The organism is Rathayibacter sp. VKM Ac-2929 (genome assembly GCF_022815495.1).
GTDB classification, from domain to species: Bacteria; Actinomycetota; Actinomycetes; order Actinomycetales; family Microbacteriaceae; genus Rathayibacter; species Rathayibacter festucae.
The window spans coordinates 91,975-105,500 of sequence record NZ_JALGRV010000001.1; the positions used below are offsets into that span (position 1 = coordinate 91,975).

The following is a 13,526-nucleotide window of genomic DNA, read 5'->3' on the forward strand; positions in this document are numbered from 1 at the left end:
CGGCGGGGTGACGCCGCGGTGCGCGCACTCCGCCAGGATGTGGGGATGACGCCGCGGATGCAGGCCCACCCGCGGCTGCGGTCGTGGCTCGGCGACGCCCTCGCGGCCGCGATCATCGTCGCCGCGGCGTTCGCGCCGTTCCAGGGGTCCGCACAGCGGCCCTCGGGCCTGCTCGAGTTCGCGATCGTGCTCGCGCCGGCGGTCCTGCTGCCGCTGCGGCGGCGCCGGCCGATCCCGGTGCTCGCGGCGATCGTCGTGCTGTCGGCCGCCGCGGCGGTCCTCGGCCTGCTCGCGCCGGGGGTCGTCCTCGCGACGGCGATCGCGATGTTCGCGGTGACGAACCGCAGCTCCCGCCGGGTCGGTCTCGTCGTGACCGGGGTCACGGTGGTCGCGGTGGTGCTCCTGAGCGTCGTCGGCGCGGCGGTGAGCCCGCTCGACGCCCGGGCCGTGCAGTACGCCGTCACGGTGCTCTTCGCGGCGGCCGCCGGCGACGCCACGCGCTCGCGCCGGGAGTACATCGTCGCGGTGACGGAGCGTGCCGAGCGGGCCGAGCAGACCCGGGAGTCGGAGGCGCGGCGCCGCGTCAGCGAGGAGCGGCTGCGCATCGCCCGCGACCTGCACGACGCCGTCGCGCATCAGATCTCGGTGATCAGCCTCAACGCCGGGGTCGCGAGCTCCGCCCTCGACTCCCGGCCCGAGAAGGCGCGCGAGGCGCTGAGCACGATCCGCAGCGCGGCGCGATCGGTCCTCGGCGAGATCGGCGACCTCCTCGAGGTCCTCCGCACCGACGAGGCGGCCGGCACGTCGCCGCAGCCCGGCCTCGACCGGCTCGACGAGCTCGTCCGCCGCTTCGGCGAGGACGGCCTGCAGGTCACCGTCCGCACCGAGGGCGCGCTCGACCGCGTCCAGGGGGCGGTCGATCTCGTCGCCTACCGCGTGGTCCAGGAGGGGCTCACCAACGCCCACAAGCACGGCGCGGAGCACCGCGCACACGTCCTCGTCGCGGTGTCGGACGAGCGCGTCGAGATCGTCGTGGCGAACCCGGTCGCGGCCGTCGCGGGTCCGGACCCCGAGCGCGGCAGCGGGCACGGGCTGCTCGGCCTCCGCGAGCGCGTGGCCTCCGTCCGCGGCACGGTGGTGACGGGAGCGACACCGGGTGGCTACCGGGTGGCGGCGTCGCTGCCGCTGCCTCAGGCGGCGGTCGTGCCGTCGGCGTCGCTCCCGCCGGCATCGCCGACCCCGACCTCAGTGGAGGACCCGCGATGACCACCGTCCTCGTCGTCGACGACCAGCCCCTCATCCGCCAGGCCGTCACCGACATCCTGAGCAGCGAGAGCGGCATCGAGGTCGTCGGCGAGGCGCGCACCGGCCGCGAGGCGGTCGAACTGGCGACCCGCCTGCGCCCGGACGTCGTCCTGATGGACATCCGCATGCCCGAGCTCGACGGCATCGGCGCCACCGCCCTGATCTGCGCCGACCCGGAGCTCGCGGCGACGAAGGTCCTGATCCTCACGACCTTCGAGGAGGACGAGTACCTGATCGCCGCCCTGCGCGCGGGTGCCGGCGGCTTCCTCGGCAAGGGCGCCGAGCCGGAGGAGATCGCCGCCGCCGTCCGCGCCGTGCACGCGGGCGACAGCCTCCTCTCGCCCGCTGCGACCCGCAGCCTGATCACCCGCTACGTCCTCGCGCCCCAGGCGTCGCCGCCGCTCGTCGAGCCGCCGGAGTTCGCCCAGCTGACCGACCGCGAGCGCGAGGTCCTGCTGCTCGTCGCGCGCGGCCGCTCCAACCAGGAGATCGCGGACGACCTCGTCATCTCCCCGCACACCGCCAAGACCCACATCAACCGCGTCATGACCAAGCTCTCGGCCCACGACCGCGCCCAGCTCGTGATCGCCGCCTATGAGAGCGGCCTGCTGCCCCCCGGCGCCTCACGCGCCCCCCGAGGCTACCTCGAACCGTCGCGGCGTCCCGCAGCACCGGGACGCCACTACGGGAGCGGGACGTCTCGCGCGCGCGTCACGCCGGCGGCGGCACGCTCACGATGCGGTCGTCCGCCTCGCCCGGCGACCCGCGGCCGTCCGTGTTGCTCGTCACGAACCACAGGTCGCCGTCCGGAGCCGCCACCGCGTCGCGCAGCCGGCCGTACTCGCCGACGGCGTAGTCGGTCGAGACCGACGGATCCGCGACCGGCACCGCGCGCAGCACCTCGCCGCGCAGATTCGCCAGATAGAGCACGCCGTCCAGCTCGGTCATCCCGCTCGGGCTGGCCGCGCCCGGCTCCCACTGCTGCACCGGATCGACGAAGCCGTCCTCGCCGGCGATCCCCTCGACCTCTGGCCAGCCGTAGTTCGCGCCCGGCTCGATCACGTTCAGCTCGTCCCGGGTGTCCTGCCCGAACTCGCTCGCGAAGAGCGTGCCGTCCTCCGCCCAGGCGAGGCCCTGCGGATTGCGGTGCCCGCTGCTCCAGACGAGCGACCCCGGGTACGGGTTGCCGTCGGGCACGGCGCCGTCGAGCGTCATCCGGAGGATCTTGCCGGAGAGCTCGCCCAGGTCCTGCGCCGCCTCGCGCCGCCCGGCGTCGCCGACGGTCGCGTAGAGCATGCCGTCGGGGCCGATCGCGATCCGCCCGCCGTCGTGCGTGCGAGCGGCCGGGATGCCGTCGAGGATCGTCTCCGGCTCACCGAGTGCGTACGCCCCGGCCTCGCGCTCGAGCGCGAACCGCTGGATCCGGTTGCCGTCGGCCGCGGTCGAGTAGGCGAACAGGGTCCGGCCGTCGACGGCCAGCCCGAGCAGCCCGCTCTCGCCCTCGGCGACCACGCCCTCGACGACACCGACCTCTCGGGTGCTGCCGTTCGCCGCGAGCTCGAGCACCCGTCCGCTGTCGCGCTCGCTGACGAGCGCCGTGCCGCCCCCGTCTGCTCCGTCGTCGACGAAGACGACCGACCACGGCGCCTCGAGCCCCTCCGCGACGCTGCTCGCCCCGACGAGCTCGCGCGCCTCGGGGCCGGGAGCGGTGGGAGTCGTGCTGCAGGAGGCGAGCCCCACGCCGAGCGCGAGCGTCGCGCCGACGAGGGCCGAGCGGAGGACGGGACCGGTCATCCCCCCAGGCTGCCCGCCGAACCTTCGAGCCCTTTCAGCCGCTGCCGCGCTCACCGCTAGCACCCCGACGGATCCCGCGCACCCCCACCGCATGTCGGACCCGCGGCGTAGCGTTGCAGAGGTGATGCGCCCCCAGATCAGCACCCTCGGCCAGCTGCGCGCCTCCGGGCACGCGCAGAAGACCCTCCGCACCGAGATCCGCGACAACCTCCTCGACGCCCTCCGCGAGGGCCGCGACCCCTGGCCCGGCCTGCACGGCTTCCAGGACACCGTCATCCCCCAGGTCGAGCGGGCGGTGATCGCCGGGCACGACATCGTGCTCCTCGGCGAGCGCGGCCAGGGCAAGACCCGCCTCCTCCGCACGCTCAACGGCCTGCTCGACGAGTGGACGCCCGTCATCGACGGCTCCGAGCTCGGCGAGCACCCCTACGAGCCGATCACCTCGATCAGCAGGCGCCGGGCGGACGAGCTCGGCGACGAGCTGCCCGTCGCCTGGCGCGGCCGCGAGGAGCGCTACGTCGAGAAGCTGGCCACGCCGGACACGAGCGTCGCCGACCTCATCGGCGACGTCGACCCGATGAAGGTGGCCGAGGGCCGCAGCCTCGGCGACCCGGAGACCATCCACTTCGGCCTGATCCCGCGCAGCCACCGCGGCATCGTCGCGATCAACGAGCTGCCCGACCTCGCCGAGCGCATCCAGGTCGCGATGCTCAACGTGATGGAGGAGCGCGACATCCAGATCCGCGGCTACGTCCTGCGGCTCCCGCTCGACGTCCTCGTCGTCGCCAGCGCCAACCCCGAGGACTACACGAACCGCGGCCGGATCATCACCCCGCTGAAGGACCGCTTCGGCGCCGAGATCCGCACCCACTACCCGACCGCGCTCGTCGACGAGGTCGCCGTGATCCGCCAGGAGGCCGACCTCGTCGCCACCGTCCCGGACGCGCTGATCGAGATCCTCGCCCGCTTCACCCGGGCGCTGCGCGAGTCGTCCTCGGTCGACCAGCGCAGCGGAGTGAGCGCCCGCTTCGCCATCGCCGGCGCCGAGACCATCGCCGCCGCCGCGCTGCACCGGGCCACCCGGCGCGGTGAGGAGGAGGCGGTCGCCCGCCCGATCGACCTCGAGACCGCGGTCGACGTCCTCGGCGGCAAGATCGAGTTCGAGTCGGGCGAGGAGGGCCGCGAGGACGAGATCCTCGACCACCTCCTCCGCCAGGCCACCGCCGAGACGGTCCGCGCGCACCTGCGCGGGCTGGACCTCACCCCGCTCGTCACCGCAGTGGAGAACGGTGCGATGATCACCACGGGCGAGCAGGTGACGGCCGAGGAGTTCCTCGCGGCCCTGCCCGTCCTCGGTGAGTCGACCCTCTACGACGACATCGCCGACCGCCTCGAGGCCGTCGGCGCGGGCCGCCGCGCGGGCGCCGTCGAGCTCGCGCTCGAGGGCCTCTACCTCTCCCGCAAGCTCAGCAAGGAGACGGGCGGGGGCGAGGCCGTCTATGGCTGAGCCGCTGGCCATCGGCCTCCCGCTGCCCGCCGGACTCCCGCTGTCCGCCGGACGCCCGCTGCCCGGAGGGCGCTCGCGTGCCTAGGGGCAACCGCCGGCTCGGGCGCGACGCCCGCTACTCCCGCTACGACGGCGGCCCGGACCCGCTCGCCCCGCCGGTCGACCTCGCGGAGGCGCTCGACGCCATCGGCGAGGACGTCATGGCGGGCACCTCGCCCGAGCGCGCGATGCGCGAGTTCCTCCGCCGCGGCGGCCGCGACGGCCAGGGTCTCGACGACCTCGCCGCCCGGGTCGCCGAGCGCCGACGCGAGCTGACGCAGAAGCACGGCCTCGACGGCACCCTCCGCGAGGTCCGCGAGCTGCTCGACCGCGCCGTCCTCTCCGAGCGCAAGCAGCTCGCGCGCGACACGCAGATGGACGACGGCGACCGCGCCCTCGCCGAGATCCAGCTCGACAGCCTGCCGCCCTCGCCCGCCGCAGCGGTGTCCGAGCTCTCGGACTACCGCTGGCAGAGCCCGGAGGCCCGCGCCGACTTCGAGAAGATCAAGGAGCTGCTCGGCGCCGAGATGCTCGAGCAGCGCTTCGAGGGCATGAAGCAGGCCCTGCAGAACGCGAGCGACGAGGACCGCGCGGCGATCGACGCGATGCTCCGCGACCTCAACCAGCTCCTCGAGGCGCACGCCCGCGGCGAGGCCACCCCCGAGCAGTTCGACGCCTTCATGGCGCAGCACGGCGAGTACTTCCCCGAGCGGCCCGAGACCGTCGACGAGCTGATCGACGCCCTGGCCGCCCGCGCCGCCGCGGCCCAGCGGATGCGCAACTCGATGACCCAGCAGCAGCGCGACGAGCTCGACGCCCTCGCCCAGCAGGCCTTCGGCACCCCCGAGCTGATGCAGTCGCTCGGGCAGCTGGACGAGACCCTGCGGGGCCTGCGCCCCGGCGAGGACTGGGGCGGCTCCGAGCGGATGGACGGCGAGCAGGGCCTCGGCCTCGGCGACGGCACCGGCGTCTTCCAGGAGCTCGCCGACCTCGACGCGCTCGCCGACCAGCTCGCGCAGCCGCACGAGCGCTCGAACCTCGACGACCTCGACCTCGATCTGCTGGCCCGCCGCCTCGGCGACGACGCGGCGGTCGACGCGCAGACCCTCAAGCGCCTCGAGAAGGCGCTGCGCGACTCCGGCACCCTGCGCCGCGGCTCGGACGGCGCCCTCACCCTCACTCCCAAGGCCATGCGCCAGCTCGGCAAGGCGCTGCTGCGGGACATCGCCGACACGATCTCCGGCCGGCAGGGCGCGCGCGACGTGCGCCGGGCCGGCGCGGCGGGCGAGCGCTCCGGCGCGACCCGGCAGTGGGAGTTCGGCGACACCGAGGCCTGGGACGTCACCCGCACCCTCACCAACGCGCTCACCCGCACCGCGGGCGAGGGCCGCGAGACCGGCGCCGGCGTCCGGATCGAGATCGGCGACGTCGAGGTGCAGGAGACGGAGGCGCGGACCCAGGCGTGCGTCGCCCTCCTCGTCGACACCTCGTTCTCGATGGCGATGGACGGCCGCTGGGTGCCGATGAAGCGCACCGCGCTCGCCCTGCACACCCTGATCTCGAGCCGGTTCCGCGGCGACGAGCTGCAGCTGATCGCGTTCGGCCGCCAGGCCGAGGTGATGGAGGTCGAGCAGCTCGTCGGCCTCGACGCGGAGTGGGAGAAGGGCACCAACCTGCACCACGCCCTGCTGCTGGCCAACCGGCACTTCCGCAAGCACCCGAGTGCGCTGCCGGTCCTGCTGATCGTCACCGACGGCGAGCCGACCGCGCACCTCGAGCCGGACGGGCAGATCTACTTCGACTACCCGCCGGACCCGGTGACCGTCGCCGTCTCCGTCCGCGAGCTCGACGCCTCCACCCGCCTCGGCGCGCACACCACGTTCTTCCGGCTCGGCGACGACCCGGGGCTCGCCCGCTTCATCGACTCGCTGGCCCGCCGCGTCGGCGGCTCGGTCGTGAACCCCGAGGCGGACGACCTCGGTGCGGCCGTCGTGTCGTCGTACCTCGGCGCGCGCGGGGCAGCTCCCGGCGGACGACCGCCCGGCGACGAGCTGTTCGGCCGCGGCTGGGGCTTCTAGAAAACTGAACCGGAGCGCAGGTCTTTCGTTTCTCATGCGTGATGACCCAGTCAAATTTATCTAATGTTTGTAGGCGTAGCTACTCTCGTTCTCGGCTCCGCGAGGAGAGTACGTGTCCTACATAAACTTCAGCCAGTATCCGTCTGGATACAACACTCCTGCTAGGTCGAGCCGAATAATAGGTCCTCTTAATAGAAGATTCCGTAGTTGGGGGCGCTGTAAGACTGGAAATTGGCGATAAAGGCTGAAAGTAGATCATCACTATTCGACTCGTTGTTCGGGATGCTAACGAAACTGACTCCAGCGTCTCGAAGAGGCTTTAGCTCGGAATAATAGTTCAAAGGCACGTTGCTTCGCAGGGTCGTTTTGAGGGACAGTTCATGGTATAAAAGCCAATACTCGTCTCTGCGGTAATCGCTTGGCTCTGATGCCTCAAAATTATCGAGAAATTGCATCGCGTGGCCTCGTGTCTTCTCGTGTTTTGCGAGAAGTGCTAGCGCGAGGCAATCGGCCGATGAGACAATTGCGTCGAGTGTTTTTGCTGACGGAATCTGCTGGGCCGCCAAGAGTGTGTAGAGAATCCACGTGACTGCATCGGTGCGCAGTGTCCGAGAATGGGCTTGCGCAATAAGATTCAGGGCATCCGCAAATTCCGCCGTTTTCTCAGACCCGAAGACAAGGAGGATGCGGCAGGCTATACCAACTGCGACCGGACGGAGATAGCCAAGATGAAGAAGGCGATTTAAAACCACCATCTTTTCCGAATCTAATAGGTTATCCTTTAAAAGTGCATGCTCAATCTGAACTAACGCGAACCTGAGGACACCGTTTTCGGAATCCTCGTTCGCGACGGCGACTGCCTCGGCAAGTAGATCAAGAACGCGAGTTTGTGTTGAGAGTTCCCGCCCCATCAAACGGAGTCGACGCATCCATTGCGGCGTGGCGGCAACAGGGAGCTCTTTGATAGTAGTCTTACCCGGATGAATAGAAAGCTTTAAATTCAGCAGCTCAGCTCGCAGCGCTTCCACGAATTGTTCAGCCGTTTCGCGGGATTTCGCGTAAAAGTAGTAGTCGTCGATAAAGCGCAGATAGTTAAAACCTTGCGCAGTCAGTCGAGTGTCGACCCGAGTTAGAAGAATTTCTCCGATAATGCTGGAAGTGCCCGGCCCGGCAGAAATTCCGGTTGTTTCTCGGCGTCGAGATTCTCGTAGCCTCTTGTCCAGTTGATTCGACCATTCGCCCGCATTTTCGCGGATCTTCTTCGCGGCGTCTACGCCGTGGATGGCCCAAGGGAGCGAATGTGTGTAGATCGAGCCGTAAAAGTTGCTTATGTCTACATGAGCTTCAAATCGGTCTCCTGGAGAAAGTAAGGAGCTCCTGTCTGCCAATGCTTCCATCGAAAAAATTCTGCCGTCTTCATGAAGTCGAACTGTTATCGCACTTACCTCGTTCTCGACGACTTCTTCCCACTCTGGCCAGGAGGATTTCAGGTTCCTTACTAGATTGGCATACGCACGCGGGTGCGGAATTTCAAGGCTACGTGGCGCTAAATCAAATCTGGTGCTCCGCGCCGAGATAACGCCAAAACCATCCTTCCGCGCAATCGGAATATTGATCAGCTTGCTCGCCAATTCGGACGTGAAGTCCTCCGAGGAAAAACATGGCGGGAATTCGTCTGCTCGTTTGGCAATCCTAGGAAAGTAATTGAATTGCAGCAGGGCCTTTTCGACCTTCGCTGGTGTTAATGGCATGCAACTTTCCAATCTGTGAAGTGGCGTGCATAGGCGAAAGTACTACATGGGTTCTGAGGAGTCTGTTTTCCCTCTGGATCCCCCGTATACGTGGTCAGAACAGCGGCCACGGCACGGCGGGCATGCTGCCGCGCGGTGCCGGGAAGCGACCGGAGGAGCGGAGCCGGTCGCAACGCTTGGCGAACGTCGCGATCTCCTCGTCCAGCAGCAGCTCGGACAGCGCCGCGCCGAGCGGCCCGTCGATCGCCGCGCGCAGTCGCTGCAGCGCGGACAGCTCGTCCTCGGTCAGCGGCTCGCCGACCCAGCCCCAGAGCACCGTCCGCAGCTTGTGCTCCACGTGGAAGGTCAGCCCGTGGTCGACGCCGTAGCGGTGGCCGCCAGGCATCTCGAGCACGTGCCCGCCCTTGCGGTCCGCGTTGTTGACCACGACGTCGAAGACGGCCATCCGCCGCAGCGCCGCCGAGTCCTCGTGCACGAGCGAGATGTCGCGGTCCTCGGCGTCGCTGCCGTCGAGGACGTGCCGCCAGCCCTCGGGCACCGCGTCCGCGGGCACCAGGTCGACGGCGTCCTGCTCCGGATCGATGTCCTGCCAGAGCTGCACCATGCCGACGCCCAGCGGCCCCTCGCGGAGCCAGGTGCGCGGCACGACGTTCCAGCCCAGCGCCTCCGAGGCGAGGTAGGCCGAGACCTCGCGGCCCGCGAGCTGCCCGTCCGGGAAGTCCCAGAGCGGCTTCTCGCCGGCGACCGGCTTGTAGACGACGGAGGTGCCGCCGATGCTGCCGAGGAACGTCGCGTTCGAGGCGACCGTGATCCGGCCGGTCAGCTCCAGCTCGCCGCTCTGCAGCTCGGAGTCGGCGGGCAGCTCGATGCCGGGCTGCTCGGCGGCCGGCTCGGACGCGTCGGTCATGTCAGCGGGCAGTCGTGCCCGTCGGGGTCCATCGGCTCGCCGCAGCGCGGGCAGAGCGGACGGCCGGCGCCGACGATCTCGAGCGTGCGCTTGGCGAAGGCGCGGGCGGTGCCGACCGGGATCCGCACCTGCAGCATCTCGTCGGGCAGCGTGGGGGAGTCGTCGATGCTGAGGTCGTCCTCGTCGTCGCCCTCGACCACCGGGTACGCCTCGATGACGACCTGCGCCGTCGACGGGTCCCAGCCGAGGCTGAGGCTGCCGACGCGGAACTCGGCGGCGACCGGCTGGTCGAGCGGCTCGTTGTCGACGAGCTCGGGCGGAGTGCCGGGCGGCACGCTCGCCGGGTTGCCCTCGGCGGACATCAGCTGGTCGAGGATCTCGTCGATCTTCTCCGCGAGCAGCGCCGACTGCTGCTTCTCCAGCCCGACGCTGACGACGCGCGGCCCGGTGCGGGCCTGCAGGTAGAAGGAGCGGGAGCCGGGGGAGCCGATCGTCCCCACGACGACGCGGTCCGGCCAGTCGAATCCGTGCACGATGGGCATGCCCCCAGTCTACGAGCGCCCGCCTGACCCGCCCCTGCACGCCGAGGAGACGCCCTTGCGGGCGCCGCCCCTTCCCACTGATCGAGCAGCCCGCGCAGCGGTCGCCCCATGCTGATCGAGTAGCCCGCGCAGCGGGCGTATCGAGATCCACCCCGCACACCATCAGCTGAGAGCGGTGTCCCTCCCCCCACAGCCGAGGCCCACCCCTCTCAGCTGATGTTCTGCGCCGCTACTCGTGCCCCGCCCCGCCCCCGACCGGCGCCTCGGCCTCGGCCGGCGCCGACGCCCGCAGCCAGCCCAGGTCGCCGGCCTCCGTGTTCATCGCGATCACGTCCGGCCGCCCCGCGCCGTAGCGGATGATCGACACCGACGCCGGCCCGACCGACAGCCGCTGGAAGAGGTCGAGGTGCATGCCGAGCGCGTCGGCGAGCACCGCCTTGATGATGTCGCCGTGGCTGACCGCCGCCCACACCGCGTTCGCCCCGTGCTCCGCCGCGACCGCCGCGTCGTGCCGCCGGATCGCGGCGACCGAGCGCGCCTGCATCCCGGCCAGACCCTCACCCCCGGGGAACACCGCCGCCGACGGCTGGTTCTGCACGACCGACCACATCGGCTCCTTGGCGAGGTCCCGGAGCGAGCGCCCCTGCCACTCGCCGTAGTCGCACTCGGTGATCCCCTTCTCGATCGGCGTCGCCGGTGAGCCGTCCTGCCGCTCCAGGAGGTACCGCGCCGTCTGCCGGCACCGCTCGAGCGGACTCGACACGACCGCGGCGAGCGGGACCGCGGCGAGCCGCTCCCCGGTGCGCGCGGCCTGCGTGCGCCCGACGTCGTCGAGCCGGACCCCGGCGGTGCGTCCGGCGAGGATCCCGGCGGTGTTGGCCGTGGTGCGCCCGTGACGGACGAGAAGGAGCGTGGGCATGCGGCTCAGCCTAGACACGCCCCCCTCCGCCCCTCCTCCGCGCGGCCCCGCCCCCTCCTCCCCGCGACTGATGCCGCGCGGCCCGCCCCTCGCTACCGTGGAGGAGCGGCCGCCCACCGCGGCCCCGAGGACACATGCACCGAAGGGACTCCCATGGACGGGACGAACGGCACGACGCCGACCGGCACCCCGCAGCACGCGACCGACTCCCCGCAGGACGGCGTCGATCGGCACGACGCGACCGCGGCCGTCGCGAGCCCGAGCACCGCGACCCCGGCCACCGCCACCCCCGCCCCCGCCTGGGCCGCCCCGGACGCCACCGGCCGCCAGGACGAGATCGCCCTCCGCATCCGCGGCCTCCGCAAGCGCTTCGGCGACAAGGAGGCCGTCGCCGGCATCGACCTCGATGTGCCGGCCGGCTCCTTCTTCGGCCTCGTCGGCCCCAACGGCGCCGGCAAGACGACCACCCTCTCGATGGCGACCGCCCTGCTCCGCCCCGACGCGGGCACCGTCACCATCCACGACGTCGACGTCTGGCGGGACACCCTCGAGGCCAAGCGGCTGATCGGCGTGCTCGCCGACGGCGTCAAGCTCTTCGACCGCCTCACCGGCCTGCAGCTGATCACCTACTACGGCCTGCTCTGCGGCATCGACCGCCCGACCGTCCTCGAGCGCGCCGACGACCTGCTCGCCCTGCTCGGCCTCGACCCCGCCGACCGCACCCTCGTCGTCGACTACTCCGCCGGCATGACCAAGAAGATCGCGCTCGCCTGCGCCCTGGTCCGCGCCCCGCGGCTGCTGGTGCTCGACGAGCCCTTCGAGTCCGTCGACCCGGTCTCCGCCGCGAACATCCGCGACATCCTCACCGGCTACGTCGCCTCCGGCGGCACCGTCATCGTCTCCAGCCACTCCATGGACCTCGTCGAGCGGATGTGCGACCGCGTCGCCGTCATCGCCGACGGCCGGGTCCTCGCCGCCGGAACGCTGGAGGAGGTCCGCGCCGGCTCCAGCCTCGAGGAGCGCTTCGTCGACCTCGTCGGCGGCCGCACCCACCAGGAGGGCCCGGCATGGTTGCGCATCTCCTGAGGCTGCGCCTGCTGCTGCTGCGCAACACGCTCACCCGCAACGTCTGGCAGCTGATCGGCGTGATCTTCGGCGGGCTCTACGCGGTCGGCGTGCTCGGCCTGGTGGTCGTCGGGCTGATCGCGCTCGGCGCCTCCGACCCGGCGTTCGCGAACGTCGCCCTGATCCTCGGCGGCTCCGCGCTGCTGCTGGGCTGGGTCCTCGGTCCGATCTTCGTCTCCGGCTCGGACCAGAGCCTGGACCTGCCGACCCTGGCGACCTTCCCGATCCCGCTCCGGACGCTGATGCTCGGCCTCGCCGCCGCGGGCCTCGCGGGCTTCCCCGGGATCGTCACCTCGCTGGGCGCGCTCGCCGCCGCGGCGGCCTGGTGGAGCAACCCCGTCGGCATCCTGCCCGGCCTCGTCTCGGCGGTCATCGGCGTCGCCACCTGCGTGGTCGCCTCGCGCCTCATCGGCGCCTTGACCACCGGCCTCGGCTCGAGCCGCCGCTACCGCGAGGTGATCGGCGGCGTCGTCCTGGTCGTCGTGATCCTGCTCGGACCGCTGTTCATCGGACTCACCACCGTGATCAGCGACGGCCTCGACATGCTCCCCGTCGTCGCCTCGGCCCTCGGCTGGTCGCCGCTCGGCGCGATCTGGGGCGTCCCCGGCGCGATCGTCGCGGGGGAGTGGGCGGTCGCCGTCGGCCGCTTCGCGATCGGCGTCGCCACGCTCGCCGCCGTGGTCTGGCTCTGGGCCCGGGCGCTGCGGCACGCGCTGGCCGAGCCGGCCGCGTCCTCCTCGCAGGTCGCCTCGGGCGCGCAGGGCATCGGTCTCCTCGGCCGCTTCCCCGGCACCCCGACCGGCGCGATCGCCGCGCGGGCCCTCGGCTACTGGTGGCGCGACCCGCGCTACAGCCGCGGACTGCTGGTGATCCCCGCGGTCGTCGTGCTGGCCGTCTTCTACAGCGCGCTGCAGGGCGGCGGCTCGATGCTGGTCGTCCTCTCCTCCCTCTTCATCGCGCTGATCTTCGGCGTGACCCTCTGCGCCGACGTCTCCTACGACGGCACCGCCTGGGCCGCGCACGTCAGCTCCGGAGTCGCCGGCTCGGCCGACCGCGCCGGCCGCGTCATCGCCGCCGGCCTCATCGGCGTGCCGGCCGTGCTGATCGTCACCGTCGGCACCTGCCTCTACGCGGGTCGGCCGGAGTCGATCCCCGCCGTCCTCGGCATGTCGCTCGCGTTGGTGCTCAGCGGCTTCGGCGTCTCGAGCGTGGCGTCCGCGCTGGTCGTCTACCCCGTGCCGGCCCCCGGCGACAGCCCGCTGAAGACCCCGCCCGGCTCCGGGATGATCTCGAGCGTCGTGATGCTCGGCAGCATGGGCGCCACCGTGGTGCTCTCCCTGCCCTCGCTGATCCTCGGCACGATCTCGCTGGTCGGCGGCAGCCTCGGCTTCGGCCTCGGCGCGCTCGCCGCCGCCGTGGTCCTCGGCGCCGTGCTCGCCCTGATCGGCATCCGCGTCGGCGGCCGCATCCTCGACCGCCGCGCCCCGGAGCTCCTCTCCGCCCTGGTGACCATCGGCTGACCCACCCCGCCCCCGGCCACCCCTCTCCCCACTCTCCAA

Annotated in this window: 10 protein-coding genes and 1 pseudogene; 6 read left to right on the top strand and 5 right to left on the bottom strand. The window is 71.2% G+C overall.

What is annotated here, in order from left to right; translation table 11 throughout:
* Positions 1 to 45 precede the first annotated feature (45 nt).
* Both MT355_RS00395 and MT355_RS00400 read left to right on the top strand, forming a co-directional pair.
* On the top strand, positions 46 to 1,266 hold the full coding sequence (locus MT355_RS00395; protein ID WP_279391984.1) for a sensor histidine kinase: 1,221 nt from the start codon (positions 46 to 48) through the stop codon (positions 1,264 to 1,266).
* Positions 1,263 to 1,835: pseudogene (locus MT355_RS00400) on the top strand (response regulator); the annotation flags it as partial. The gene MT355_RS00395 and the pseudogene MT355_RS00400, both read left to right, overlap by 4 nt.
* A gap of 181 nt (positions 1,836 to 2,016) precedes the next feature.
* Here MT355_RS00400 and MT355_RS00405 read toward each other — a convergent pair.
* Positions 2,017 to 3,099 carry a sorbosone dehydrogenase family protein gene (locus MT355_RS00405; RefSeq protein ID WP_243598120.1) on the bottom strand — a complete coding sequence of 361 codons (1,083 nt, stop codon included), beginning with the start codon at positions 3,097 to 3,099 and terminating at the stop codon, positions 2,017 to 2,019.
* A 124-nt stretch (positions 3,100 to 3,223) separates the two neighbouring features.
* On the opposite strand from MT355_RS00405, the gene MT355_RS00410 reads away from it, so the two are divergent.
* Together MT355_RS00410 and MT355_RS00415 are read left to right on the top strand one after the other, a co-directional pair.
* On the top strand, positions 3,224 to 4,606 hold the full coding sequence (locus tag MT355_RS00410; RefSeq protein WP_243598688.1) for a magnesium chelatase: 1,383 nt from the start codon (positions 3,224 to 3,226) through the stop codon (positions 4,604 to 4,606).
* 77 nt (positions 4,607 to 4,683) lie between these two features.
* Complete coding sequence (locus MT355_RS00415) at positions 4,684 to 6,723, top strand: VWA domain-containing protein (RefSeq protein WP_243598121.1); 2,040 nt, start codon at positions 4,684 to 4,686, stop codon at positions 6,721 to 6,723.
* A gap of 188 nt (positions 6,724 to 6,911) precedes the next feature.
* Here MT355_RS00415 and MT355_RS00420 read toward each other — a convergent pair whose 3' ends face one another.
* From MT355_RS00420 to MT355_RS00435, 4 genes are all read right to left on the bottom strand, one after another.
* Positions 6,912 to 8,474 (bottom strand): RNA-directed DNA polymerase, encoded by a 1,563-nt coding sequence (locus tag MT355_RS00420; RefSeq protein ID WP_243598122.1) that lies wholly within the window; start codon positions 8,472 to 8,474, stop codon positions 6,912 to 6,914.
* Positions 8,475 to 8,568: 94 nt separating this feature from the next.
* Positions 8,569 to 9,381, bottom strand: a complete 813-nt coding sequence (locus tag MT355_RS00425; protein WP_243598123.1) for an SCO1664 family protein — start codon at positions 9,379 to 9,381, stop codon at positions 8,569 to 8,571.
* Entirely contained in the window at positions 9,378 to 9,923 is a 546-nt protein-coding gene (locus tag MT355_RS00430; protein WP_123732666.1) for a DUF3090 domain-containing protein, read from the bottom strand. Before MT355_RS00430 ends, MT355_RS00425 begins: the two co-directional genes overlap by 4 nt.
* 229 nt (positions 9,924 to 10,152) lie before the next feature.
* Entirely contained in the window at positions 10,153 to 10,842 is a 690-nt protein-coding gene (locus tag MT355_RS00435) for a histidine phosphatase family protein (protein ID WP_243598124.1), read from the bottom strand.
* A 153-nt stretch (positions 10,843 to 10,995) separates the two neighbouring features.
* Between MT355_RS00435 and MT355_RS00440 the strand changes: the two genes are divergently transcribed.
* Positions 10,996 to 11,928 (top strand): ABC transporter ATP-binding protein, encoded by a 933-nt coding sequence (locus tag MT355_RS00440; protein ID WP_243598125.1) that lies wholly within the window; start codon positions 10,996 to 10,998, stop codon positions 11,926 to 11,928.
* Complete coding sequence (locus MT355_RS00445; RefSeq protein WP_243598126.1) at positions 11,910 to 13,487, top strand: transporter; 1,578 nt, start codon at positions 11,910 to 11,912, stop codon at positions 13,485 to 13,487. Before MT355_RS00440 ends, MT355_RS00445 begins: the two co-directional genes overlap by 19 nt.
* Positions 13,488 to 13,526 lie beyond the last annotated feature (39 nt).

Coding starts and splice junctions, on each gene's coding strand:
- MT355_RS00420 (WP_243598122.1), bottom strand. CDS start 8,474: ATGCCATTAACACCAGCGAAGGTCGAAAAGGCCCTGCTGCAATTCAAT.
- MT355_RS00425 (WP_243598123.1), bottom strand. CDS start 9,381: ATGACCGACGCGTCCGAGCCGGCCGCCGAGCAGCCCGGCATCGAGCTG.
- MT355_RS00405 (WP_243598120.1), bottom strand. CDS start 3,099: ATGACCGGTCCCGTCCTCCGCTCGGCCCTCGTCGGCGCGACGCTCGCG.
- MT355_RS00430 (WP_123732666.1), bottom strand. CDS start 9,923: ATGCCCATCGTGCACGGATTCGACTGGCCGGACCGCGTCGTCGTGGGG.
- MT355_RS00435 (WP_243598124.1), bottom strand. CDS start 10,842: ATGCCCACGCTCCTTCTCGTCCGTCACGGGCGCACCACGGCCAACACC.
- MT355_RS00410 (WP_243598688.1), top strand. CDS start 3,224: ATGCGCCCCCAGATCAGCACCCTCGGCCAGCTGCGCGCCTCCGGGCAC.
- MT355_RS00445 (WP_243598126.1), top strand. CDS start 11,910: ATGGTTGCGCATCTCCTGAGGCTGCGCCTGCTGCTGCTGCGCAACACG.
- MT355_RS00395 (WP_279391984.1), top strand. CDS start 46: ATGACGCCGCGGATGCAGGCCCACCCGCGGCTGCGGTCGTGGCTCGGC.
- MT355_RS00440 (WP_243598125.1), top strand. CDS start 10,996: ATGGACGGGACGAACGGCACGACGCCGACCGGCACCCCGCAGCACGCG.